Genomic DNA, 23,788 nt, shown 5'->3' with positions numbered 1-23,788 from the left:
CATGTGGGTGGTGTTGGGCAATGTCCTCGCGGCTCGCCGCAGGCAGGCTGTCATCGTCGCGTTGGTGGCGTTGCTGGCCTGCGCCGCCCTGGCGGCCGCTCCGTCGTACGCCGTCAGGGCCACCCAGCAGGCCGGGGTGTCGGCGGTGAACGGCGCCACCGTCGAGGAGCGGCTGATCTCGGTCACCTGGCTCGCCGGGTGGCGCGGCAGCGGCGACACCACGTCCGCGGTGGCGATCGACGGGGCGCGTGAACAGTTCAGACCGTCCGGCTTCACGTCGGTCGTCGGTGGCTCCGTCTCCGGTGAGCTGCTCCACGGTGCGTCGGAGAAGGAGCCCGCCGAGGTGCACGTCGCTGTGCGCGAGGACGTCTGCGAGCACCTCGTGGTGGCCGGGGACTGCCCGACCAGGAAGGGCGACGTGGCCCTTCCGTCGACCCTCGCGGGCGAGCTCGCGCTCGAGGTGGGCGACCGGCTGCAGATCGAGGCGACGAACGACAAGCCATTCTCCGCACGGGTCTCGGGTATCTACCGGGTGATCGACCCGGGCGAGCCGTACTGGGGCGACGGCGACCTCATCAGCGCGGGCTCGGACACCTCGAGCGACCGGGCGACCGTCTTCACCGTACGTACGACCCTGCAGGGGCAGGAGCGGGTCACCTACACCTACGACCTGCTCGCCTCTCCCCGTGCGTTCGCCACCATGGACATGGAGAAGCTGGCGACCAGGCTCGACACCGGGCTATCGCAGCTGCGCGAGGAGGGCTACTCCGCGAGCACGATGGAGCTGGACGGGTTGATCGACCGGATCGCCCGGGACCGGCGCAACGTCACCGCGGGGGTCGGCGTCGGCATCATCGTGCTGCTGTTGCTGACCTGGTTCGCCCTCGCCGTCGTGGTTCGCGAGGGGGGTGTCCAGATCCGCGGCGACGTCGGCTGGTGGCGACTTCGGGGAGCGCCGTCCGGTCGCGGTTGGATGCTGGTGCTGGGCCAGAGTGTGGTTCCCCTGCTGGCCGGCGCGGTGGTCGGTGCCGCCGTCGGGCTCGGCGTCGGCCAGGTCATGGCCGGGACGCTGGAGGGTGGCGCCGGGGGCACAGCGTTCCTCCTCTCGCTCCTTCTCGTCGGTCTCACGCTCGCCGGTGGCCTCGTGGCGGTGGTCGCGGCGCAGGTCGGCACCCTCTTCACGCCGGTGCGGGACCTGTTGCGGCGGATTCCGATGCGCCGGCCGCGGTGGCGCCGCTCCGTGGTCGACCTGGTGCTGATCGGGCTCGCCGCGTACGGCGTCGTCCAGGCCCTGGTGATCCAGCGCGACGTCGAAGGGCTACCGCTGCTGGCACCCGCACTCGCCGCCCTCGGTATCGCTCTCATCACCGCCTGGGCGGTGCCGCCCCTGGCCACCTGGCTGGCCGTCCGCGCCCGCCAGTCGGGCCGGCTGGCGGGAACACTGATCGCGGCGTTGATGGCGCGCCGGCCGGAGACCCACCGGCTCTTCGCGCTTGTCGTGGTCGCGGTCGCGCTGGTGACGACGGCCTTCGTGGGTTGGGATACGAGCGCACGTACGCAGTGGCAGCGGGCCGCCCTCGAGGTCGGCGCCGACCGGGTGGTCACCGTCGCCGCCGATGACGTGGTGGAGCTGATGGAGGGTGTCCGGGCGGTGGACCCGGACGGCACCCAGGCGATGGCGGTGGTCGACCAGCCGGGCATCAGCTACGACCCGTCGATCCTCGCGGTGGACAGCAGCCGGTTGGGGGTGGTCGCCGGCTGGCGCGATGGGTACGGCGGCGATGTCGACCAGGTCGCCGCCGCCCTGCGCCCGGTCGAGCCGAAGCCGGTCGTGATCAGGGCGGACCAGTTCGGGCTCAAGGCGGCGGCCACCCACCCTGGCGGGTCCACCGTCGTACATCTGCGGATCCGGCTGCGGGCGTTGAAGACCGGTGAGCCGGTCGACGCGGTTGTGGGCCCGTTGAGGGACAAGCCCGAGACCTACGCCACAAAGGTCCCCGCGTGTGCCTCAGGATGCCGGCTGGTCGGTGTCCAGATCCTCGGGCCGGAGCGACCTGACGCCATCAGCGCGCGATCCGACGATGCCGCCGCGGTCGGTCATGGACCGCCGCGCGGCGGTACGCAGGTCGAGCTGTATCCGACGCCCGCGGGCTCGACCGGCGCGGAGTCGGCGACGACGTTGGCGCGCCTGCTGTCCGAACCGACCAAGTGGCGGCCCGCGGTGGGTCCCCGGGACCTCGGACCGGCCATTGCCGCGGGCGAGGACGCCCTGCGCCTCACCGTGTCGCAGCCCCCCAAGGGCGTGCCGGTCGACCGCTCCGACTGGGCGTACGTCGCGGACACTCCCGCCCCCCTGCCGGTGGTCGTCGCGGGCTGGCGGCCCGATTCGACCGCGGAGGTACGCCTTCCTCCGCTGCCCGGGGCGTCCGTGCCGACCGAGGTCGTCCGTACGGCGTCTCTCGTGCCGCGACACGGCAAGGTCGGCGCGCTGGTCGACCTCACCTACGCGGATCGGCTGGTGCCATTCCCGCTCGTCGGCGGCAGTACCTCGCAGGTGTGGCTGTCCTCGACCGCACCGGCCTCGATCGTGGACGACCTGCGCGAGGTGGGACTGACGCCCCTGCGCGAGGAGTCGTTGTCCGATCGGCTGAGCCAGCTGCATGCCCAGGGCAACGCGGTCGGCGGCCGGTTCCAGGCCGCGGTGGCGGTGGTCGGGCTGTTACTCGCCGCCGGCGTGGTGCTGGTCGACGCGTCCCGGGACCGTCCGGTGCGGGCGGCGGAACTCGCCGCGCTGCGGGCACAGGGTGTCAACCTTCGCATCGTCCGCGCCGTGGGTTATGGCGGCCTCGCGGCGGTGGTGGCCACGGCGATCGTGGTCGGCGTCCTCGCCGGGCTCGCCGGTGCCGCGATCGGCCGGATCCTGTCGCCCGGTTTCGTCGACGGATGGGACATCCTTCCCACCGTCTCCCTCCATCCGTATCCGGTCGCGGCTGCCGCGGGCGCTACGGCCGCGGTGCTCGGTGCGGTCGTGTTCGCCGCTGGCGCCGCACTGGTCCGCCGGACCCGGGAGCGTTCGTGATCGGCCTCGTGTTCACGCAGCTCGCCGCCCGATGGGGCCAGGCGCTGACGCTGTTCGTCCTGTCGATGGCGGCCACTGTCGCGGCCGTGAGCGTCCCGGCCTTCGCGGTGGCGATCGACCGGGCCGCGGTCGACAACGAACTCGCCACCGCCGAGAACATCGAGCTCGTCGTGTCGCTGACGCCGGTGTCGGTGGACTCCTCGGATTCCGACGACGGGGCCGCGACGGCCGCCTCGGAGGACCTCGCCGCCTACGCGGACGCGCGGTCGAAGCTGGCCGGGTTCACCCCCGTCACGACCGGCCAGATCCAGGTGCAGGGGCTCGAACCGGGCCAGCCGACCAATGAGGCGTACAGCCTGCTCGCCAGGGACGGGTTCTGTCCGTACGTCACGTTCGCCGAAGGCCGCTGTCCGGTGGGCAACCGGGAGGCCGCCCTTCCGGCCGACCTCGCCCGCGAGTTCAAGCTCCACGCCGGCGACGAGGTCGTGCTCACACCGGTTCGGCGTACCCAGGACGGCCTGCAGCCGGACGGACCACCCGCCTCGATCACTCTCGTCGGGGTGTTCGAGCCGAAGGACGCCGCGGCACCGTACTGGGTCCTCCAGGACCCGCTGGGCAAGCTGGACACCCCCAAGCTCTTCACCAACCGGACCACGCTCCAGACACTCGTCCACGGACACGAGACGATCTGGGTCGACTCGATCCTGCCAGCCGACCGGCTCACCCCGGAACGCGTCCCGCAGATCCGCCGCCAGCTCGATGCCGTCGAGGAGCGGCTCATGCAGGAGGACCCGTTCAGCGCCGGGCCGCTCACCACCCTGCCGCGCCTGCTGGATCGCATCGAGGGTCACGGCGAGAACGCCCGGGCGCTGCTCCCCATCGCCGCGGCGCCGCTGATCGCCCTGTGCTGGTTCGTCATTCACCTCGCCGTCGGCCACGGCATCTGGGGCCGGCGACTGGAGATCGGCGCGGTGGTGCTGCGCGGGGCGAAGTGGCCGACGCGGGCCGCCACCGTCTCCGCGGAGAGCCTGCTTCCGCTGCTCGCCGGTGTACCCGCGGGTCTGGCGCTCACGCCGGCGCTTGTCTGGCTGATCGCGCCGGGTGGAGGCGAACCCGTCCCGATCGACCGCGCCCAGCTGCTGGCCGCCGGACTGGCCGCCGCCGGGACGCTCGCGGCCGGCCTGCTCGCCCTGCGGCGGGAACTGGCCGGCCCGATCGGATGGCTGCTGCGACAGGTCCCGCCACGCTCCCGGCGACTCGCGGTGGCGGCGGTGGAGGTTCTCGTCATCGCTCTCGGCATCGTGGTCGTGGTCGAGCTCCGCTCGCTCGAAGGCGACCTGGTTGGCGTCATGGTCGCCGCACCCGTCCTGATCATCCTCGCGGTGGCGATGCTGGCCTCGCTGGCGGTCAAGCCACTCCTCGACCTCGCTGGCCGATGGTCGCTGCGGCGAGGCCGGATCGGCCCCGCGGTCGCGGCGTTCTATCTCGCCAGGCGGCCGGCGGGATCCGTACGGCTGCTCGTCGTTCTCGTCCTCGTGTTCGGGACGCTCGGGTTCGCCGCCACCGCGACCGACGTGGCCGCGCAGGGCCGGCTCGCCGAGGCCCAGCAACTCCTCGGCGCGGCGCGAGTGCTCGAGCTGCAGCAGGTCGGCCGGCAGGACTTCCTGCGGGCGGTCCGCGCGGCCGACCCGGAGGGTACCCACGCGATGGCCGTGGTGCCGGCGCGCAGCACCACCGACGACGACCCGCCCGTGGTGGCCGTCGACTCCACCCGGCTCGCTCGCGTGGCGCTGTGGTCCGAGCACTACGGCGCGGTGGATCCCGCGAAGATCGCGGCGTCGCTGCGCCCTCCCGCGCCGGATCCCACCATGGTCGGCGACGGCGACCTCACCGCCGACCTGCGGCCGGACCCGTTCACGAAGGACGAGTCCCTGACCGTCACGGTCCGTCTCCTGTCGCCGTCAGGTGACCGGGAAGTCGCCACGTTCGGGCCGGTGACCGCGGACCAACGGGAGTACACCGACGAGATCGCCGGCTGCGAGGACGGTTGCCGGCTCACCGGTGTCACCGCCACCACCAACGACGAGGACGTACGACGGTTCGGCGTCACGCTCGGGTCCCTACGACAGGACGGCCGTGATGTCCTGACGGCCCCGCAGCTCGCCGACGACAGCCGGTGGCGTGCCCCGGAGGGAGCGCTCGTCACCGAGCAGCTCTGGGCCAACGGCGCGGCCGACGGTCTCCTCCTGTCACAGCCCGACCCCTGGCCCGACACGGAGTACGAGCTGCTGGCCGTCGACGTGCCGTACCCGCTGCCCGCCGTCACCGCCGGCCAGCTGCCCGGCAAGCTCCTGACGAATGTCGACAACCAGCCGGTCAGGTTCGACGCCAAGGCGAACCTCGACGGTCTCCCCGGCGTCGGCACGACCGGTGCCCTCGTCGACCTGGAGTACGCCGAGCGCCTCGCGCGGGATCCCGGGATGGCCGGGTACCCCCAGGTGTGGTTGACCGCGGACGCTCCTGCCTCGGTCGTCGACCGGCTCCGCGAGGAGGGCCTGGTCATCACCGGTGACCGGACGGTCGCCAGCATCCAGGCATCCATCGACAGGTCCGGGGCGGCGCTGGCATTGCAGTCCTACCAGCTCGGTGCCGGCGTGACGGTGCTGGTCGGGCTCGGCGCGCTGGCCCTGATCGTCGTGGTGGACCGGCGTACGTGGAGCCCGGGGATGCGCGCCCTGCGGGCGCAGGGGACGGCAGAACGGACGACGACCGGGGCGGCGCTGTGGTCGTACGGTGGCATCGTGGTGACCAGCGCGGTGACGGGCATGCTCGCCGCCGCCGGGGCATGGTTCGCCGCGGGGGAGCGGCTGCCCCTCGGTGTGGACGAGGCGCTGCTCACGGACTGGCCGCGATGGGCGCCGGTTGCGGTGGCGGAGCTGCTGGTCGTGGCCGTCCTCTTCGCCGGGGTCGCCGCCGGCGGCTGGTGGCAGCGGCACGTGATCAGACGACAGCAGGAGGTGGGCTGATGGGCCTGACGGTGGTGTGCCGGAGAGTGGTGCACATTTACCGGGTCGAGGGCTCGGACGTGGTGGCACTCTCCGGTGTCGACCTGTCGATCAGTTCGGGCGAGATGGTCGCGCTGGTCGGCCCGTCCGGGTCGGGCAAGTCCACCCTGATCTCGCTGCTGGCCGGGTTGATGCGCCCGGCGGCGGGCCGGATCGGTGTCGGCGGTTACGACATCGGCAAGCTGAGCGACGCGGAGCTGAACCGGCTGCGTGGTACCGAGATCGGCGTGGTGCTGCAGGGGGTCGGCCGCAATTTGCTGCCGTACGCAAGCCTGCACCGCAACATCTGGCTGGCGCAGCGACGGGCGGCTGGCACCCGCGGGATCGAGCTCGCGGAGGCCGACGAGATCCTCGACCTGGTGGGGCTCGCCGGTCTGGGCAAGGCGAAGCCGGCCGAGCTGACGGCCGGCCAGCAGCAGCGTGCGGCGTTGGCGGTGGGCATCGCCGCCGGGCCGGGACTGCTGCTCGTCGACGAGCCGACCAGCCAACTCGACACGGCCGGCCGCGACGAGGTGCTGGCCGCGCTGAAGGCGGTCAACGCCAAGCGGGACACGACCATCGTCGTCGTCACCCACGACCCGGAGGTCGGGTCCCAGCTCGGCCGGGTGGTGACCATCCGCGACGGCCGGGTCGGTGCGGAAGGACGCGACGGGCAGGACTTCGCGGTGGTCGCGGGCGACGGTACGGTCCAGTTGCCACCCGAGGTGCTCGGCGAGTTCCCGCCCGGCACGCTGTTCGTCGTGGACCATGACGACGACGGGTCGGTACGCCTGCAGTCCGAGCCCCAGTAGCCGTCCGCGTTCCAGCGTCCATCCGTTCGCTGGTTCCCGCCGGTGGGCCGGCTAATCCGGTGGCCTCTCGCGGCCTGCGTACGCGAGGATCTTCGGGATGAAGCTGGTGGTCACCTTCCTGCCTGGGCTGGCTTCCTTCGTACGTTCGGAGTTGGAGGAGCTCGGCAGTGTGACCCGGCTGCGTTTGGAGGATGGCCGGTCCGAGATCTCGTTCACCTACGGCGGATCGCTGCGACGGCTGTTCGATCTTCGGACGGTTCTGGCCGCGTACCTCGTGCTCTGCTTTCCGGTCCCGCGGCCGCGGTCGCTGCTGAGTTCGGAGTACCTTCCAACGATCGCCGATGGCATCGCGCGGGTCCGGTCACTGAATCGGTCGCTGCCCCCGCGCGGCATCCGGATCGGTGCCGCCGGAGCCGACTCGGCGGTGTTCGCAAGGATCGCGCGCGAGCTGGAGTCGCTGACCGGACTGCCGCGCGACCAGGACGAGGGAAACTGCCATCTGAGGTTCCGTCCGTCGCGGGCGAGGGGCGGATGGGAGGTCCTGGTCCGCCTCAGCACCCGGCCACTCTCCCTGCGCGAATGGCGCACGGCGCCCTACCCCGGTGGCCTGAACGCGACGATCGCGGCGGCGATGGTGCGGTGGACGCGGCCGGATCCGCGGGACCGCTTCCTCAACCTGATGTGCGGATCCGGGACCCTGCTTGTCGAGAGGTTGCTGATGGCTCCGGTGCGACGCGCTGTTGGCGTCGACCACAGCGATGAGGCGATCGCCGCGTCTGCCGAGAACCTGCGTTCTGCCGGCCTGGCGGGGCGCGCGGAACTGATCTCCAGCGACATTCGGGTCGGTGGGTCCCTTGACGGTGTCGGGACGTTCGACCTGCTGGTCGCCGACCCGCCCTGGGGCGACAAGCATGGATCACATCGGGAGAATCGCGAACTCTACAACGCGTTGCTGCGTCGCTCTGCGGAGCTGGCGACGGAGCGCGCGACGATGATCGTGGCCACGCAGGAGTTGCGGCTGATGGATGCGCTCGTGTCGGCGAGCCCGGACTGGCGTGGGGACGAACGCATCCAGGTGTTCGCCAAAGGCCACCGTCCGTGCCTCTATCTGCTGAGGCGCACCCCCTGATGACGTCGGGCCGCGAGTGGGCTGATCGCTTCGTTGCGGGGCTGCACGAGTTGGTCGTGCTCGGGCACGGTGGTGCCGCCCTTGGTCGGTGCTACGCGCCGTCGGTGGAGTTCGGTGCGTACGTGCCAGGGGAGGTCGTTCGCGCCCATTCGCGCGACAGTGCGCTTGCCGTCCTCGAACGCTGGCATGGGCAGCCCGGAGAGCTGCTGCACGGGTCGTCCCACGTCTTCTCAGACCAGGTGGGCTCGGTCGTCGGCGTGGTGGCGGACCTGGAATGGCGCGTTCCCTCCGCTGCGGATCAGCGCGCTCAGCAGACCGTGCATCGACGTACGCACTATCTCCATGTGGGGGAGGAAGGCGTCCATCGCCACCTGGTGGTCTCGGACCATCCGCGGTCTGAGCAGCGTCCTCCCGAGGCCGAGCCCGGCCCGGTGTTGCGTGGGTTGTATGCGTCAGCCGTCAAACGCGACGCTGCCGAGCCGGGCGCCAGCAGAACGCCGATCGAGCGAGTGGAGACCTCGGGCGGGGAGACGTTCTTCGTCAAGTGGTGCGTACCTGGTCAGGACTGGCAGGGCCGACTGACCGGGGACACCGGCCGCGAGGCAGCGCTGTGGACACAGGGGTGGCTCGATCGACTACCAGACGGCCTCTCGCATCCGATCGTTGCCGCCGAACCGTTCGGGGCCGGCATGTGGGTCACCATCTCGCGTGACCTGACGCCGTACCTGCTGCGCGGTCGGCGCCTTTCGCTGGCGGAGATGCGCGGCTATGTCTCTGCCCTCGATGCGATGTACGCCGCGTTCAAGGGCAGCGGAGTTCCCAACTGCCTTGCCAGCCTCGAGCAGCGGTGGGGGCTCCTGTGGCCGTCGGCAGTGGAGCGGGAGTACAACCAACCCGACAAGTTCGTCAAGGAAGTCGCCCGAGGATGGGACCTGCTGGACCAGGTGGTCCCCTCCGATCTCGTCGACGTCGTACGCGGAATCGTCGCCGATCCGGTTCGTGTCACCGGTGGGCTGGAGCCAGCATTCCTGCACGGGGACGCGATTCCCGCCAACGCCGCGATTGTCGGGTCGGAGCAGGTGTTGTTCGACTGGAGTCTGGCCACGGCCGGCCCGCCCGAGGCCGAGACGGCATGGCTTGCCAACTTCGCACAGTTCTATGCATTCGGTATCGACGAACTCCTTGGGTTGTGGCGTTCCCTTCGGGATGGCCGGCACGACGAGCGGGCGCTCGGGCTGTGCCTTCTCGGTCAGGCGTCCGGTCTGGTACCGGCGCTGGCCTGTTCGGCGGTCGATTTCCCTGATCCGGCTCACCGCCGACTTTCCCGGGGCAAGCTCGACTGGTGGTGTGAAACGGTCCGCCGCTACGCCCACCTGCTCTGACGGTGTGCGCGCTGCACTGTCGTGTCCTGCGGCCAGTCGTCGATGTGGTCGTCGTGTCGACCGGTCATCGAGCGGAGTGCCGCCACCGATGCCCGGTTCCTGGTCCGGCAATGTCGGATATTCATTACCGCCAAGCCTTGAGATTGAAAAAATTAAGATCTAGTATGCACATAACTTAAAAAATCTGAGATCACGATTAACCCGACTCATCGGCGGAGGCGAGGCGAGAGTGGACTGGCAGGATCTGACCAACCTGACGCGCGGCCAGGCGTTCGTGGTCGAGCGGGTACGCCTGGCGAGCGGAGTCGCGATCGAGGGCGAGTTCGAGCTGCCACAGCTCGCCGCGCTGGGCGCCGAGGACCAGGTGTTCGTCACCGCGTTCGTCCGGTGCCACGGCTCGATCAAGGAGATGGAGCGGATCTTCGGGGTCAGCTACCCGACGATCAAGTCCCGGCTGAACCGGATCGCCAGCGGTCTTGACTTCGTTGACACCGACCCGGCTCCGTCCAAAGCCGACGTCCTCGACCGGCTGCGGCGTGGCGAGATCAGCGCCCAGGACGCGGTGGAAGAGCTGGAGGCATCACGATGATGCCGCAGCTGGTGACCGTGAGATTCCGTCGCCGACAGGGCGGTTGGGTGCGGTTCTGGGTACCGATCCTGCCCGTGGCCCTGGTGTTCTCGCCGGTGCTGCTCCTCGCCGCCGTGGGGGGGACCGTCGCCTGCCTGGTCTACCGGATCAGCCCGACCCGGGCGTTCGGCGTCGGCTGGCGGCTGCTGTATGCCCTCGGCGGAACTCGGATCGAGATCGAGCAGGCCCGTATGGGACTGCTCCTCCACTTCAGATAGCCCACTGACGACACACCTCACGACGTTGACCCTCACCACATCAAGACAGCCCCACCCATACCAAAACGCGGAGGAAAGGCGACCATGAACGACCGCAAGCAGATCCTGCAGATGCTGGCCGAAGGGCAGATCACCGCTGACGAGGCCGAGCAGCTGATCGCCGCGCTGGAGTCGGACCGGCCCGTCCAGCGATCAACGGCAGTGGAGCCGGGCGCGAAACGTCGGCCGAAGTTCCTGCGGGTCCTGGTGGAGAACACGCCGGAGCACGGCAACGGGCCCGGCCGGGTCAACGTGCGCATCCCGCTGCAACTGCTGCGGGCAGGGGTCCAGCTCACCACCCTGATTCCGCCGCAGGCACTCGGTCAGGTCAACGAGGAGATGCACAACTCAGGGATGCCGATCGACCTGAGCCGGCTGAAGCCGGAACACATCGAAGACCTGATCGAGCAGCTCGACGAGGTGACGGTCGACGTGGACCAGCCCGATGCCAAGGTCCGGGTGTTCTGCGAATAGAAAAGCGACTCGGCCGAACCTCTGCACCACCTCAGTTCCATGATCTGTGGCGTAGCGGGCCACGAGAACGCTCCTGTGACGTGGCCGGCGCCGGTCAGTGGCGGCGGCCACGCTGGGCAGTAGAGTGCGGCGGGCTGTTACGTCGACGGGAGCAGGCATGCCGCGATACCAACGCGTCCTCATCAAGCTCAGCGGTCAGGCCGTTGCCGGGCCCCATCAGTCTGGCTTCGACGCGGGCGCACTCGATCACCTTGCCCGCGAGGTCCTGCAGGCCCGCGACATCGGTATCCAGGTCGGGATCGTCGTCGGCGGCGGCAACGTCTTCCGCGGAAGCTCGGCTGAGGAGTGGGGTATCGACCGCGTGGAGGCGGACAATATCGGCATGCTCGCCACAGTGATCAACGCGATCCTGTTGCGCGGCAAGTTGACGGCCCTGGGCGAGCACGACATTCGTGTCATGACGGCGATTCCGATCAGCTCGGTCGCCGAACCGTTCATCAGACTTCGGGCGATGAGCCACCTCGACAAGGGCAAGATCGTCATCATCGCCGGGGGAATCGGTCAGCCGTTCGTCACCACCGACTACCCCGCGGTGCAGCGGGCAGCCGAGATCGGCGCGGAGGCGATCCTGGTGGCGAAGCACGGGGCGGACGGTGTCTTCGACAGTGACCCGGCGGGGAACCCCTCGGCGCGGCGCTACCGGTCCATCACCTATGACGACGTGCTTCGGCAGGGGCTGCGCGTGATGGACCAGGCCGCGTTCATCCTGGCCCGGGACCAGAAGCTGCCGCTGCATGTGTTCGACATCGACCGCACCGGCGTGATGGCGGGAATCTGCCGCGGCGAAGCGCACGGCACTCACATCGCCAGCGACGTCTCCACCAGCTGGTCCTGAGGTGCCGAATCGCCGTCGTTGCCGAGGTCACGGGTCGCATGTGGAGGACGGTCCTCAGGCGGCCGCCGCGGTTCGGTCGTACGTATGCGGATCGAACACGGTCGCACCGCAAGCCGGGTAGCCGAGGTCGAGCACGGGGTAGGGGACTGTCGATGGGGCCTGCGATCGGATCGAGAACCCGGTTCGGATCGACAGGGCCGGCTCACGGCGTATGACCATGCGGCGGACGAAGCACGACCTTGCCCTGCATCGGATCACTCGCGGCTGAGCCGGTCGGCTTCTAGGAGGCCGGCGCGACAGGCGAGAGCGCGCCAGACCTCCAGGGGGTGGCCCCGGTGAGTGGATCAACCAGGGGAGGGACTCGCCGACGATGACCGCCCGCAGGAAGGTACGTCACACAGGTACGCACGGGACTCCACGGCGCAAGGCCTGGATCGCCACCGCCGCTCTTCTTTCGACAGTTGTCATCGGGTTCGCGCTCGCCGACTGGTTCGGGTTCGCCGTGCCTTCGGGCCAGGTCGTCGCTCCGAACGCCGACCTTTCCGACCGGCCCACCGCCCAGTCGGCCCAGAGGGGTACGAACGACCAGAAGGCAACGGAGAACGGGACGAACCCGCGCGCCAAGGACCGAGGTCCGTTCCCGGTCGAGGCCACCGGCAGCGCCACGCCATCGGCGACCGCGACACCGCAGCACCCACAGACGACGAGGCCGAGGCCGCCGGTCAGGATTGTCGAGAAGGGCTCGGGCAACTTCGCCGTCGCCCTGGGACGTTCCGGACGCAACGGCATCGGCAAGCTGATCCGCTACCAGGTCGATGTCGAGCGGGACCTGCCGTTTCCTCCGGTCAAGGTCGGTCCGGCGATACACGACACGTTGAGTGATCAGCGTGGCTGGGCCTACGGCGGCTGGGCCTCATTCGAGCGGGTCGACAGTGGACCGGTCGATCTGCACATCCTGCTCGCGACACCGATGACGGCTGATCGGTTGTGCAGGGAGGCCGAAAGTGACGACGACCTGACCTGTCGCGTGAAGGATCGCATCGTGATCGATGCGCGAGCATGGGCAGCCCCGGCCGAGACGTTCGGCGCGGATCTCGACAACTTCCACGACTACGTCCTCAACCACGCGATCGGTCACCTGCTTGGCAAAAGTCATGGGGCCTGCGCGGGCGGCGGAGTGCCCGCGCCGGTGATGATGCCGCAGAGCGAGGCCATCGGCGAGTGCCGACCCAACGCGTGGCCCCTGGCATCAGAACTCGAGCGGCCCGCGAGCCCCGCACCGGTCGTGGAGTAACGTCCCTCGCTGTTGCACAGGATGGCGGAAAGCTCAGCGGCAGGGATGTTCGAGGGGCCAGTGATTCAGGGAGCTGTTCCCTGAAAGCGCTCCGGTCGGCGCCAGTCGTCCAGGCGGGTGCGCAGATCGCGCTTGACCTCCGGTGGTGCCGCTGACCCTTCGATACTGTGACCCGCCAGGGTGGCGAGCTGGTCGTCGGACAGGCCGAGCAGGTCACGACAGATGGCGTACTGCCCGGCCAGTCCGACCCCGAACAGCAGGGGATCGTCGCTGCCGAGTGCCACCGGCACGTCGGCGGCGAGCAACCGTTGGACCGGCACCTCGTCGAGCGCGTGGACGCCGAACGGCGGGTACGACGTGGGGCAGACCTCCAGCGTCACGCGCCGTTCGGCCAACAAGGCGAGGGTTTGGGGGTCGCCCACCGCGGACGTGCCGTGGCCGATCCGCGCCGCGTCGAGCAGGTGGACGCAGTCGCGGACATGAGGAGCGGCGGTGTAGAACCCCGAGTGCGGGCTGGCGAGGAGCCCCGCCTCGGCGACCAGGCGGAAGGCGGGTACGAAAGCGGCCACCTCACCGTGCCGCTCGTCGTTGGACAGTCCGAACGCCACGACGCCCGCATCGGCGTACGCAGCTGTCAACCGGGCAAGGCGTTCGGCATGGTCGGGTGGCCGGGCCCAGCTCGACGCCACCATGACTCCGACCGGGATCGGCGCCGAGGCGGCTGCGGCGAGCACCGCTTCGAGGGCTGCGCGGACCCCTCCCATCGTCTCCGCGTAGGACGTCGGGTCGACCTGGAGCTCCAGCCAGCCGCACCCGTCCGCGGCGTCGTCGGCGGCGGCCTCGGCGACCACGCGACCGATGTCGTCGGGAGTACGGATCACGGCCCGCGCGGTGTCGTACAGCTGCTGGAACTCCGCCCAGCCCTTGACGCCGCGCCCGTCGTGCGCCGGTGCCGGGACGCCGTAGCGGGCGGCGAGCTCCCGCAGTGTCGCCGGTCGCATCGCTCCGGCCAGGTGCAGGTGCAGGTGTGCCTTCGGCAGCGAGGTGAGGTCACGACCGGCTCCATCTGGTCGAGGTACTGGCGCTCGATGCGATCGAGCCGACGTGTCCCCCACCCCGACAGTCTCTCATCGCGTGGGGCGAGGAACGGACCGCACGTTCAGAGGCGTCGGGTCGGCTGGCCACGTGGCTGTTGCTGGAGTACGGGAATCAGGAAGCGGATGCGGGTGTCGAGCTCGGCCGCCGTCCGGCGAAAGGCCGGGTATCCCGTACCGCCGGGGTCGGAAGCCGTTGCGGCGTTGGGATCGGGGATGCTCCAGTGCACGAACCTGGGATGGTAGGCAAAGTCGGGGCACACCTCCCGTGCCCGGTCGCACAGGCTGATCACGTAGTCGAACCGTTCACTGGTGAAGGCGTCCACGTGCCGTGGCCGATGGTCGGACAGGTCGACGTCGTGCTCCCGTAACGCGCGTACGGCATGGGGGCTCAGGGGCTTGGGATGGCTGCCGGCGCTCGTGGTCTCGACCTTGCCGTGCGTCCGGTGACGAAGGAGCGCCGCGGCCATGGGGGACCGGGCCGTGTTTCCGGTGCAGAGGAACAACACCCTTACCCGGCGGCTTGACGCGCGCCGCGGCGGGGCGGGAGGGGGAGCGTGAGCGAGCCCCGGGTGCAGGGCCGCGCCGGTCCCCGCGAGGAGCTCGGCGCACCTGGCCAGGTCGAGGTGGTAGTAGATGTCGCGACCGTCGGCGCTGCTGCGGCGCGTGGTGACCAGCCCGGCGGAACGCAGCTTGCCCAGATGGTAGGAGACGAGGTTCTGCGGCTCGTCGATCTCGGCCACGAGCTCTCGGACCCGCCGATCACTCTGTGCCAGCTCGCGCAGCAGCCGCCACCTCAGCTCGTGACCGGCCAGTTGGACGAACGGCGGCGGCGCCACATCCGGGTCGAACACCATGGACCGATGATACATCAATGTGGTTTGATAGAAGCTCTCCGTCGCGAATGGGAGGAGGGTCATGACCGAGACCGCCACCGTGCGCTACATCGTCCATGACGTCTCGGCCGCCGTCGACTTCTACGTGAACAAGCTCGGGTTCACCATCGAGGCCCATCCGGCACCCGGCTTCGCGATTCTCGCGCACGGTGCTCTGCGGCTGGCCCTGTCCCAACCGGGCGGGGAGGGCGGCGGTGGTCAGGCCATGCCCGACGGGCGCGTACCGGAACCCGGCGGCTGGAACCGCATCACCGTCCAGGTCCCAGATCTCGAAGCCGAGGTCGAGCGCCTCACCGCTGCCGGTACGTCGTTCCGCAACACCATCGTCACCGGGCGCGGAGGCAAGCAGATTCTCCTCGACGATCCCTCTGGCAACCCGGTCGAGATCTTCGAGTCCTTCCGCTGATGACGCAGCTGCGGCGACGGCTCGGCGTCGGCGACGCCGTGGTGATCGGTCTCGGGTCGATGATCGGCGCCGGCATCTTCGCCGCGCTCGCACCGGCGGCCCATGCGGCGGGTTCCGGGTTGCTGGTCGGCCTGGCGGTCGCCGCGGTGGTCGCGTACTGCAACGCCACGTCATCGGCGCGCCTGGCCGCCCGCTATCCGGCCTCCGGTGGTACGTACGTCTACGGCCGCGAACGGCTCGGCGACTTCTGGGGTTACCTCGCCGGCTGGAGTTTCGTGGTCGGCAAGACGGCCTCGTGTGCGGCGATGGCGCTGACCGTCGGGCTGTACGCATGGCCGTCGCAGGCGCACGCGGTCGCGGTCGCGGCGGTGGTGGCGTTGACGGCCGTGAACTACGTCGGCGTGGAGAAGTCCGCCTGGTTGGCAAGGGCGATCGTCGCCGTGGTCCTCGCCGTACTCACCGCCGTCGTCGTTTCCTGCTTCACGTCCGGCGCGGCCGAACCGGCGAGGTTGGACGTCGGAGCGGACGCTTCGGTGAGCGGGGTGTTGCAGGCGGCGGGCCTGCTGTTCTTCGCGTTCGCGGGATACGCGCGCATCGCCACCCTGGGGGAAGAGGTCCGCGATCCTGAACGCACGATTCCCCGGGCGATCCCGCTCGCGCTCGGCATCACGTTGGTGGTCTATGCGGCGGTCGCCGTTGGCGTGTTGAGCGTGCTCGGAAGTAGAGGCCTGGGCGAGGCGGTGTCACCGCTGGCGGACGCGGTACGTGCGGCCGGCCTTCCGGAATTGGCCCCCGTGGTGCGGGTAGGTGCCGGGGTGGCGGCTCTGGGGTCACTGCTCGCCCTGCTGCTGGGCGTGTCGCGGACGACGCTGGCAATGGCGCGCGACCGGCACCTGCCACCTGCGCTGGCCGCGGTCCATCCTCGATTCAGGGTTCCGCACCGTGCGGAGCTGGTCGTGGGGGCGGTCGTTGCGATCCTGGCGGCGACGGTGGACGTGCGGGCTGCCATCGGGTTCTCGTCGTTCGGCGTCCTTGTCTACTACGCGATCGCCAACGCCAGCGCGTGGACTCTGGGGCCCGACGAGGGCCGACCGTCGCGCCCCATTCCTGTGCTCGGCGCCATCGGCTGCGTGGTCCTGGCGTTCGCGCTGCCACTGTCGTCGGTGATCACGGGGGCGGCGGTACTGGTTGTCGGCGGCGCGGTCTACACCCTGCGCCGTGCTGTGTGATCACGCGTCACGAGTTCCTGCTCCGCGGCCGAGGAGCCGGCGATGGTGACGCATGAACCATGGAGGGAGGCTTCGACCCCACCGAGCTGGACCTCAGCGGGTCGCGTTGCCGTAGCGGACGACGGTGGTGGGGACGACGATGCGCCGCGGTTGGACCTCAGGTTCGGTGTCCGTACGGCTCATGCGTTCCATCAACAACTCCGCCGCCCGCCGGCCGAGCTCGCGCGGGTCGTACGCCACGATCAGTGGCACGCCCAAAACGTCGGCAAGCTCGAAGTCGTCGAAGCCTGCCAGTTCGACGTCAACGCCGAGTCGGGTGGCCGCGCGATACGCGCCGAGCGTGTTGCGGCTGTTGGCGCAGAACAACGCGGTCGGCGGGCGTCGCACGCGGAGCAGCTCGCGGGCCGCCTCCTCGGCGGCCGGGATGGTGCGCTGCTGCAGCCGGACGTACCGCTCGTCGAGGCTGACGCCCGCCTCCTCCAGTGCGACGCAGAAACCCCGGAACCGTTCCGAGCTGGTCCACACCGACGGAGGCAGGCCGAGGAAGCCGACCCGGGTGTGGCCGGCCGCCAGCAGGCCGGCGGTCGCTTCGCGGGCGCCGCCGAAGTCGTCGACGAGTACGCAGTCCAGCGCGAGGTTGGTGGGTGGGCGCGCGCCGAGGACGACGGGGACCGATCCGGGCGTCTGCGGGTCGAGGTGGGAGTGGTCACTGCCCGCGGGGACGACGATCATGCCGTCGACCCGGCGCGCGGTGAGCTCCTCGACCAGCCGGCGTTCGCGCCCGACGTCCTCGTCGGTGTTGGTGAGGACGACCTTGAGGCCGTTCTGCCCCGCGACCGACTCCACCCCGAGGGCGAGCTGTGAATAGAAGGGGTTGGCGAGGTTGGTGACGACGAGGCCGATGAGGCCGCTGGTGTGTCCCAGCCGCAGGTTGCGGGCCACTTCGTTGCGGCGATAGCCGAGCGCATCCACGGAGGCGAGGACGCGTTCCCTCGTCTGGCCGGACACGCGGGGATCGTCGTGCAGCACCCTGGACACGGTCATCGGGCTGACCGACGCGTGGTCGGCCACATCGCGCATCGTCGGTGCCCGTCGCGGGGTCGGTGCGTCGGTCACGGTCGCCGGCCCTGCCGGATCGTGTGGATTCCCGCCCCGATGAGGGTGGCGTCGTCGCCGTGCCGGGCATGGACGACCGCGGGACCGTACGTTCCACCCAGGCCAGTACGCAGCGGTCGGACGATCAGGTCCCACGACCCGGCCATCGAGCCACCCACCACCACCACGGTGGCACCGAACCGGTTGACCCACGGCCGTAGCGCCTCGCCCAGAGCGCGGAACGTCCCGCTCAGCACCGTTTCCGCGAGGATGTCGCCGTCCCGGGCCCGTTGTGCCACGTCGTGGACATCCAACCGCGGGTCGTCGCGTCTGGTCATGGCTGAGTATCTCGCCAGAACGGCTCGCCGCGAGACGGTCTCCTCCAGCGGCTGGCCATTGAAGGTGAGCAGGTCGGCACGACCCTCGGGTGGTACGGCAGGCCCTTCCTCGATGATCCGGCCACGGTCGAGAAAGGCCGACCCGACGCCGGTGCCGAGGGTGAGGGCGAGCGCCCTGTCATGCCCGGCCGCCGCGCCCGACACCCATTCCCCGACGGCGAACGCGTTGGCGTCGTTGAGGAAATGGACCTCCGCCGGCGCCGGTCGCACAGCGTCGAGAAACGCCTGGCGAAGGTCGACACCCTTCAGCGCATCGAACTTCCCCACGCCTTCGTACAATCCGATGCCGCCCTCGTAGTCGAACGGTCCCGGCAACGCGACACCCCAGGCCGCGTCCGGTGGTGCGGCGACGTCGTTGGCGCATCGCACGAGGCGCTGCACGATATCGGTCGCGGAGGCCGATGCGTCGAGCGGGCGACGGTGGCGGCGCTGACGCGCGCTGTCAAGGACAGCTTGCGCGGCCGGATCGAAGAGCGCGGCCGTCACATGCGTACCGCCGATGTCCATCACGGGAACCAGAGTGCGGACGGGCACGCGGAGGGAGGCGGGGACGGTCATGACGTCACGAGCGACTTGACGATCCGGGCCCGGTCAGGGCCGAGGGCGCGGACGAGATAGGGACCCACCGAGGCGGGGACGACTATCGTCTCCGCGTAGGCGAGGTCGTGGCGGTGCCCGCTCGCGGTTTCGACCGCGACGCCGTTTCCCTCGACGACGTTGAGCACATGGAAGCGTCCGTCGGTGTCGTCCTGGGCGGCTCTGCCCGCCTCGACGACCAGGCGGCGTACCTCGAAGAACATCTCCGGCGACGACCCGAGCAGCTCCTCGTGCCAGCCGGGTCCGGAGCGAAGGACCCGCGGCTGCTGCACCAGCTCGCGAACCGCCGGACCCCTCCGCCGGCGGTCCAGGTTCGCGAACGCATGTCGCACGTGCACAGGTCGCTGTCGCTCCTTCTCGTCGCGCCGCAACCAGTCGTAGAACCGCAGGCTGTAGAGGTACGGCGTCGCGCTGACCTCGAGGACGACGTTCCCCTCGCCGCTGCCGTGCGGGGTGCCGGCGGGGATCAGGAACAGCTGGTGTGGAGTCGCCGGAAACGTCTGGACGTACTCCTCGATGTCGAACGGCACGCCGTGGTCGTCGGCGGTCCGCGCCCGGTGGTGGAAGACCTCCAGATCCGTGCCGTCGTTCAGTCCGAGGAAGACCTGCCGGTCCTCACCGCCGAGGAGGATGTAGTAGGTCTCGTGCTGGGTGTAGGGCCAGCCGAAGACGCGTCGCATGTAGTCGGACTGGGGATGGCAGTGGACCGAGAGGTTGCCGCCGCCCACGGTGTCGAGGTAGTCGAATCTGATCGGGAACGACGTGCCGAACTGTGCGTGGACCCGCTCGCCCAGGATCTCGACCGGACGCTGGCTGACAACAAGCTGGAACGGCAGCTCGACCTGCGCGCCGGTCGCCTGGCCGATGAGTACTCCGCTCTCCGGCGCGATGAGCTCGTAGCCGAGTGCCGTGTTGCGGGCCTCCGGGTTGTGGCCGAGTTCCTGCTGCGCCCAGTGGCCACCCCACGAGGACGTGTTGAACGTCGGGCGGGTACGAAAGGGCCTCGTCGCGAGAGCGGCCGCCGTACGCCGAAGCGTTTCGCCGTCGAGGGAGCTCGGGTTGGCTGAGTCCCGGGTGTCTATCCACCGGTCGATCCGGCCGGCGATCGCGTCCCGGTGCCGGTCGAGAATCGGCCAGTCGATGTAGAAGAGCCGCTTCGTCGTGCCCGCGCCCGCGTCGTCGGGCTGGCCGAGGTTCCGGGCCGTCCCGTCGGCGACGGCGGCCTCGGCGTGCCGCTTGGGCAGGTCGGCGTACCACAGGACGTCGTGGTGGACGAGTGCCGCGCCCGGCCCGAAGACGACGAGGGCACCACGCCCGGCCGTCGGATCGGGCTCCGGCAGCTCCTCGAAGAGGTCGCCGAGTTCGTGCGTGGCGAGGGTGGCGAAGTCTGGATCCTCCGGGAGCGCGGCCGACTCCGTGGCGGCGACGATCTTCTCCCACGGTGCGAAGTGCGACCGCAGGTCGAGCCACACTGCGGAAGTGCCGGCGGCTGACAGCGCCTTGGTGACGCCCGTGACCAGCGCTGACCAGTCGAGGATGGCCGGGCCGTCGATTGCCAGGACGAAGGGTGCGGAGGGCAGCGTCGCGACCGCGTGGGGCCAGCCGCTGACGACGCTGGCGCAGGGGGCGTCGCCGAGCGGCGGATAGGCCGGGTTGGCCTCGTACGCAACTGTCCCCGTCACCGCTTGTCCTCCTCGGCTGCGATCCCGCCTGTGGTATCGACACCATGCCGGTAGCCGGGCCGCCCGCGCAAGGGGACCTGGCCGCCCCGGGTCGGGCAGATCGGCGAGGCGCCTGCTGCAAAAGGCCGATTCCGGTCGAAGTCGTGGCGCGACGTGCCGTGAGACGGTGGCTGTCTTGTACGGTCATCGACCACACAGGCATGTTATCGATACCTCACTTGCGAGGTCGACGCCCGTTGCGGTCGACCCCGGCCCTCGTACCGCTCCACTCCCGTACCGCTCCACTCTCGAACCCTTCACCGGCGATGGAGAGGCAACTCATGAAGCATCGAAGGTTCCTGACCGCGTTGGTCGCGGCTGGCGCCGTGCTGCTCGGCGCATGTGCCCAGGGCACGGAAACTCGCGGGGACGACGGTTCAGGCGCCGGCGCTGGCTCGGGTGCGACGCTGACCCTCAACGGCGACCGCGCCGACTTCGTACCGGCGTACGAAGCAGCAGGCGCGAAGCTCGCCGAGATCACCGGTTCCGGGATCAGGGCGCGCAACGTCCCGAGCACGGAGAACTACCAGCAGGTCATCCGTTCGTCGCTGCAGACCAGTAGCACGACTGACCTGATCAAGTGGTGGAGCGGCTACCGCCTGCAGGACCTCGCCCAGACCGGAGGCATCGAGGACCTCAGTGCCGAATGGGACGCGGCCGTCGAGAAGGGCTGGGTCAACCCTGAGACCGAGGCCAGCTTCTCCTACGACGGCAAGGTCTACGCCATGCCGATGTACAAGTCCTACTGGGTCATCTACTACAACAAGCAGGTCTACGCGGACCTTGGCCTGTCGGTGCCCACGACCTGGGACGAGTTCCTCGGCAATGCCGAGAAGATCAAGAAGGCCGGCATCACTCCGCTGTTCGCGACGCAGGAGGCGGGGTGGACGTCGTTCATCTGGTTCGGCGAGATCCTGAGTAAGCTCGACCCGGACTTCTACGTACGGCTGATGAACGGCGAGGCGAGCTATACCGATCCCACCGCCCGCGAGGCGATGGAGATCTGGGCCGATCTCTACGCCCGTGGCTACTTCACCGCACCTGACACCGCCTGGGACAACGAACCCGCGCTCTTCGCGGAGGGGAAGGTCGCCATGGTGCCGATGGGCACCTGGCGCAACGCCATCTTCGTGGAGAACGGACTGACCGAAGACGACTACGGCGCCTTCATCCTGCCGATGGTCAAGGAGGGAACGGAGCCGTCCGTCATCGTCGAGAGTGGCATCTTCGCGGTCCCGAAGAACGCGCCGAACAAGGACGCCGCCAAGAAGGCGTTAGGTGAGTGGCTCAACCCAGAAGTGCAGAAGGCCTGGGTGGAGAAGATCAACGACATCTCCGCGAACCCCTCGGTCGGTATCGAGAACCCGTTGCTGACCTCGGTCACCGAGCAGGTGGGAGAGGCGAAGCCGACCGAGCTCGAACGCTACTGGGAGGCGAGCCCGCCGGCTCTCATCGAAGGCAACGTGCAGGATCTCGCGGCCTTCATGGTCGATCCGACGCCCGCGAACATCGACGGCACCCTGCAGAGGATGCAGGACCGCGCCGACACCGAGTGGGCGAAGTGGAAGGGCCGGGAGTAGATCCCATGTCCACAACGGCCCTGCGGGAGACGCAGACGACACCATGGGTGCGGGCGAACGACAACCTCCCGCCGCGTCCGCGGAAACCACACCGGCGCTGGGCAACGCAGGCAAGCGGTGCGTTCTTTCTCTCGCCTGCGGTCGCCCTGGTCTGCGTGCTCCTGCTGGTGCCGTTCGCGATCACCGTCTATCAGAGCCTCACCCGCTATGACGGCCTCGGACCGGCGACCTTCATCGGTCCGGGCAACTACGCCGCTCTGCTGCGGGACCCGGCGTTTTTCGCCTCGGTGCTCAACACCGTGCTGTGGACGGTCGGGACCCTGTTGCTGCCGGTGGCGTTGGGACTGCTCATCGCGGTCCTGACGAACACGACCGGCTGGGCGGCGTGGCTGCGGTACGCCTTCGTCCTTCCGTACGCCATCTCCGGAACGGCGACCGCGGTGATCTGGGGCTTCATCCTGCGGAGCGACGGTGCGCTCAACCAGGCGCTGGGATTCGTCCAGCTCGACGCGCTCCAGACGCCGTGGCTGCTGGAGTGGCCCACGAACACGCTCATGATGATCCTCGCCAACACCTGGCAGGCCGTCGGTGTCGCGGTCATCCTCTTCGTGGTGGGGCTCCAGACCGTGCCGCCGGAGACTGTGGAGGCCGGCACGCTGGACGGTGCGAGTGGGTTCCGGCTCTTCCGGAGCATCGTCTTCCCGCAGCTGCGGGCCGTGACCGTGGTCGTCGTCGGCATCTCCATCGCCAACAGCCTGCGGGTCTTCGACCTGATCTGGCTGCTCACCGGCGGCGGTCCTGGCCGGGTGTCGGAGACACTCGCCGTCACGATGTACCGCCAGACGTTCGTCGTGAGCGACTACGGATTCGGCGCCGCTGTGGCGGTCGTCCTCGCCGGCATCGTGGTCACGGCCTCGTGGATCTACCTGCGCCGGCAGATGCCCCGAGCCGGATGAGGAGGCGCTTCATGACAAGGTTCATCCGCCATGCTGTGCTGGTCGTCCTCGCGGCGATCTGGCTCGTTCCGACCTACCTCCTCGTGGTCAACGCGTTCGTGCCCGCTGATCGCTACGCCGGGAGTCCGGTCTGGTTTCCGCAGGCGTTCGGGTTCTTCGACAACCTTGCCCGCGCGTGGACGGCCGCCGACCTCGGGCTCGGTATCGCCAACAGCCTTCTGTACGCATCGTTGTCCGCGGGGGCCGCCGTGCTCACCGCTGCGATGGCGTCGTTCGCGGTCATCGTCATGCCGACCCGCCGGCGCGGCCTGTGGTTCTGGATCATCTACGCCGGCACGCTTCTGCCGCTGCAGATCTTTCTCGCTCCACTGTTCAAGGCGTACGTCGGGGTGAAGGTCTACGACACCCAGATCGGCATGATCGCCATCTACGCGGCGCTGTGTGTGCCCTTCGCGTTCTTCGTCGTACGGAACTACCTGACAACGGTGGCGGTCGAGATCAGTGAGGCCGCCCAACTCGACGGCGCCGGATGGATCCGGCTGTTCCTGCAGATCCATCTCCCGATCGCGCGGTCGTCCCTGCTTGCCGCGTTCATCTTCCAGTTCACGTGGGTGTGGAACGACCTGCTGTTCGGAATCACCCTGTCGACAAGTCCCAACATCCGCCCGGTGATGGCTGCGCTCGCGGAGCTCAACGGCGGATACTCCAGCCTTGGACCGCCGATCGTGCTCGCGGCCGCACTCGCCGTTTCCCTCCCCACGGTCGTCCTTTTCCTGGCTTTCCAGCGTTTCTTCGTCTCGAGTCTCAAGCCCGTCGGCTGAG

Annotated in this window: 20 protein-coding genes; 15 read left to right on the top strand and 5 right to left on the bottom strand. The window is 69.5% G+C overall.

Annotated features, from left to right (window positions below; all coding sequences use genetic code 11):
- Position 1: 1 nt before the first annotated feature.
- The 10 genes from ABN034_RS28785 to ABN034_RS28740 all read left to right on the top strand — a co-directional run bounded on the left by ABN034_RS28785 (position 2) and on the right by ABN034_RS28740 (position 12,994).
- A complete protein-coding gene (locus tag ABN034_RS28785) occupies positions 2 to 3,079 on the top strand; it encodes a hypothetical protein (protein WP_349694119.1) in 3,078 nt (1,025 codons plus the stop codon).
- Positions 3,076 to 6,105 carry a hypothetical protein gene (locus tag ABN034_RS28780; RefSeq protein WP_349694118.1) on the top strand — a complete coding sequence of 1,010 codons (3,030 nt, stop codon included), beginning with the start codon at positions 3,076 to 3,078 and terminating at the stop codon, positions 6,103 to 6,105. The genes ABN034_RS28785 and ABN034_RS28780 overlap by 4 nt, the downstream gene beginning before the upstream one ends.
- Positions 6,105 to 6,935, top strand: coding sequence for an ABC transporter ATP-binding protein (locus ABN034_RS28775; RefSeq protein WP_349330493.1), 831 nt, complete (start codon positions 6,105 to 6,107; stop codon positions 6,933 to 6,935). Before ABN034_RS28780 ends, ABN034_RS28775 begins: the two co-directional genes overlap by 1 nt.
- A gap of 97 nt (positions 6,936 to 7,032) precedes the next feature.
- Positions 7,033 to 8,064: a methyltransferase gene (locus tag ABN034_RS28770; RefSeq protein WP_349694117.1), complete on the top strand. Its 1,032-nt coding sequence runs from the start codon at positions 7,033 to 7,035 to the stop codon at positions 8,062 to 8,064.
- On the top strand, positions 8,064 to 9,446 hold the full coding sequence (locus ABN034_RS28765) for a phosphotransferase (RefSeq protein WP_349694116.1): 1,383 nt from the start codon (positions 8,064 to 8,066) through the stop codon (positions 9,444 to 9,446). Before ABN034_RS28770 ends, ABN034_RS28765 begins: the two co-directional genes overlap by 1 nt.
- A gap of 229 nt (positions 9,447 to 9,675) precedes the next feature.
- Positions 9,676 to 10,035 carry a DUF2089 domain-containing protein gene (locus tag ABN034_RS28760; RefSeq protein ID WP_349330496.1) on the top strand — a complete coding sequence of 120 codons (360 nt, stop codon included), beginning with the start codon at positions 9,676 to 9,678 and terminating at the stop codon, positions 10,033 to 10,035.
- Between the two features lie 11 nt (positions 10,036 to 10,046).
- The gene (locus ABN034_RS28755) at positions 10,047 to 10,292 is read left to right on the top strand and encodes a hypothetical protein (RefSeq protein WP_349694115.1); all 246 of its coding nucleotides are present in this window, start codon (positions 10,047 to 10,049) and stop codon (positions 10,290 to 10,292) included.
- 84 nt (positions 10,293 to 10,376) lie between these two features.
- Positions 10,377 to 10,805, top strand: a complete 429-nt coding sequence (locus tag ABN034_RS28750) for an SHOCT-like domain-containing protein (RefSeq protein ID WP_349694114.1) — start codon at positions 10,377 to 10,379, stop codon at positions 10,803 to 10,805.
- A 157-nt stretch (positions 10,806 to 10,962) separates the two neighbouring features.
- Positions 10,963 to 11,700: a UMP kinase gene (gene pyrH, locus ABN034_RS28745; protein WP_349694113.1), complete on the top strand. Its 738-nt coding sequence runs from the start codon at positions 10,963 to 10,965 to the stop codon at positions 11,698 to 11,700.
- A gap of 370 nt (positions 11,701 to 12,070) precedes the next feature.
- Positions 12,071 to 12,994: a DUF3152 domain-containing protein gene (locus tag ABN034_RS28740; protein WP_349694112.1), complete on the top strand. Its 924-nt coding sequence runs from the start codon at positions 12,071 to 12,073 to the stop codon at positions 12,992 to 12,994.
- A gap of 65 nt (positions 12,995 to 13,059) precedes the next feature.
- On the opposite strand, the gene add is transcribed toward ABN034_RS28740, so the two are convergent.
- Positions 13,060 to 14,109, bottom strand: a complete 1,050-nt coding sequence (add, locus tag ABN034_RS28735; protein WP_349694111.1) for an adenosine deaminase — start codon at positions 14,107 to 14,109, stop codon at positions 13,060 to 13,062.
- A gap of 44 nt (positions 14,110 to 14,153) precedes the next feature.
- Positions 14,154 to 14,945 carry an arsenate reductase/protein-tyrosine-phosphatase family protein gene (locus tag ABN034_RS28730; RefSeq protein ID WP_349694110.1) on the bottom strand — a complete coding sequence of 264 codons (792 nt, stop codon included), beginning with the start codon at positions 14,943 to 14,945 and terminating at the stop codon, positions 14,154 to 14,156.
- 61 nt (positions 14,946 to 15,006) lie between these two features.
- Between ABN034_RS28730 and ABN034_RS28725 the strand changes: the two genes are divergently transcribed.
- Both ABN034_RS28725 and ABN034_RS28720 read left to right on the top strand, forming a co-directional pair.
- Positions 15,007 to 15,390, top strand: coding sequence for a VOC family protein (locus ABN034_RS28725; RefSeq protein ID WP_349694109.1), 384 nt, complete (start codon positions 15,007 to 15,009; stop codon positions 15,388 to 15,390).
- Positions 15,390 to 16,619 (top strand): APC family permease, encoded by a 1,230-nt coding sequence (locus ABN034_RS28720; protein ID WP_349694108.1) that lies wholly within the window; start codon positions 15,390 to 15,392, stop codon positions 16,617 to 16,619. Before ABN034_RS28725 ends, ABN034_RS28720 begins: the two co-directional genes overlap by 1 nt.
- Before the next feature lie 93 nt (positions 16,620 to 16,712).
- On the opposite strand, the gene ABN034_RS28715 is transcribed toward ABN034_RS28720, so the two are convergent.
- From ABN034_RS28715 to ABN034_RS28705, 3 genes are read right to left on the bottom strand one after another with little or no spacing between them, the layout of a single operon-like run.
- Positions 16,713 to 17,735: a LacI family DNA-binding transcriptional regulator gene (locus ABN034_RS28715; protein ID WP_349694107.1), complete on the bottom strand. Its 1,023-nt coding sequence runs from the start codon at positions 17,733 to 17,735 to the stop codon at positions 16,713 to 16,715.
- Positions 17,732 to 18,670 carry an ROK family protein gene (locus ABN034_RS28710; protein WP_349694106.1) on the bottom strand — a complete coding sequence of 313 codons (939 nt, stop codon included), beginning with the start codon at positions 18,668 to 18,670 and terminating at the stop codon, positions 17,732 to 17,734. The genes ABN034_RS28715 and ABN034_RS28710 overlap by 4 nt, the downstream gene beginning before the upstream one ends.
- A complete protein-coding gene (locus tag ABN034_RS28705; protein WP_349694105.1) occupies positions 18,667 to 20,391 on the bottom strand; it encodes a class I mannose-6-phosphate isomerase in 1,725 nt (574 codons plus the stop codon). The genes ABN034_RS28710 and ABN034_RS28705 overlap by 4 nt, the downstream gene beginning before the upstream one ends.
- Positions 20,392 to 20,711: 320 nt before the next feature.
- On the opposite strand from ABN034_RS28705, the gene ABN034_RS28700 reads away from it, so the two are divergent.
- The 3 genes from ABN034_RS28700 to ABN034_RS28690 are packed head-to-tail and all read left to right on the top strand — an operon-like array spanning position 20,712 to position 23,787.
- Positions 20,712 to 22,010 (top strand): ABC transporter substrate-binding protein, encoded by a 1,299-nt coding sequence (locus ABN034_RS28700; protein ID WP_349694104.1) that lies wholly within the window; start codon positions 20,712 to 20,714, stop codon positions 22,008 to 22,010.
- Between the two features lie 5 nt (positions 22,011 to 22,015).
- On the top strand, positions 22,016 to 22,966 hold the full coding sequence (locus ABN034_RS28695) for a carbohydrate ABC transporter permease (protein WP_349694103.1): 951 nt from the start codon (positions 22,016 to 22,018) through the stop codon (positions 22,964 to 22,966).
- 11 nt (positions 22,967 to 22,977) lie between these two features.
- A complete protein-coding gene (locus ABN034_RS28690; protein WP_349694102.1) occupies positions 22,978 to 23,787 on the top strand; it encodes a carbohydrate ABC transporter permease in 810 nt (269 codons plus the stop codon).
- The last annotated feature ends 1 nt before the right edge of the window (position 23,788 follow it).

The sequence above is a fragment of the Actinopolymorpha sp. B11F2 genome (assembly GCF_040195635.1).
Lineage (GTDB): Bacteria > Actinomycetota > Actinomycetes > Propionibacteriales > Actinopolymorphaceae > Thermasporomyces.
Note: the sequence above shows the minus strand (reverse complement) of the source record. Positions and strands in the feature narration are given on the sequence as shown.

Bases quoted from the DNA above. Each gene is read 5' to 3' on its own strand.
- ABN034_RS28785 (WP_349694119.1), top strand. From the start codon at position 2: ATGTGGGTGGTGTTGGGCAATGTCCTCGCGGCTCGCCGCAGGCAGGCT.
- ABN034_RS28775 (WP_349330493.1), top strand. From the start codon at position 6,105: ATGGGCCTGACGGTGGTGTGCCGGAGAGTGGTGCACATTTACCGGGTC.
- ABN034_RS28770 (WP_349694117.1), top strand. From the start codon at position 7,033: ATGAAGCTGGTGGTCACCTTCCTGCCTGGGCTGGCTTCCTTCGTACGT.
- ABN034_RS28765 (WP_349694116.1), top strand. From the start codon at position 8,064: ATGACGTCGGGCCGCGAGTGGGCTGATCGCTTCGTTGCGGGGCTGCAC.
- ABN034_RS28750 (WP_349694114.1), top strand. From the start codon at position 10,377: ATGAACGACCGCAAGCAGATCCTGCAGATGCTGGCCGAAGGGCAGATC.
- pyrH (WP_349694113.1), top strand. From the start codon at position 10,963: ATGCCGCGATACCAACGCGTCCTCATCAAGCTCAGCGGTCAGGCCGTT.
- ABN034_RS28740 (WP_349694112.1), top strand. From the start codon at position 12,071: ATGACCGCCCGCAGGAAGGTACGTCACACAGGTACGCACGGGACTCCA.
- ABN034_RS28730 (WP_349694110.1), bottom strand. From the start codon at position 14,945: ATGGTGTTCGACCCGGATGTGGCGCCGCCGCCGTTCGTCCAACTGGCC.
- ABN034_RS28725 (WP_349694109.1), top strand. From the start codon at position 15,007: ATGACCGAGACCGCCACCGTGCGCTACATCGTCCATGACGTCTCGGCC.
- ABN034_RS28720 (WP_349694108.1), top strand. From the start codon at position 15,390: ATGACGCAGCTGCGGCGACGGCTCGGCGTCGGCGACGCCGTGGTGATC.
- ABN034_RS28710 (WP_349694106.1), bottom strand. From the start codon at position 18,670: ATGACCGTCCCCGCCTCCCTCCGCGTGCCCGTCCGCACTCTGGTTCCC.
- ABN034_RS28700 (WP_349694104.1), top strand. From the start codon at position 20,712: ATGAAGCATCGAAGGTTCCTGACCGCGTTGGTCGCGGCTGGCGCCGTG.
- ABN034_RS28695 (WP_349694103.1), top strand. From the start codon at position 22,016: ATGTCCACAACGGCCCTGCGGGAGACGCAGACGACACCATGGGTGCGG.
- ABN034_RS28690 (WP_349694102.1), top strand. From the start codon at position 22,978: ATGACAAGGTTCATCCGCCATGCTGTGCTGGTCGTCCTCGCGGCGATC.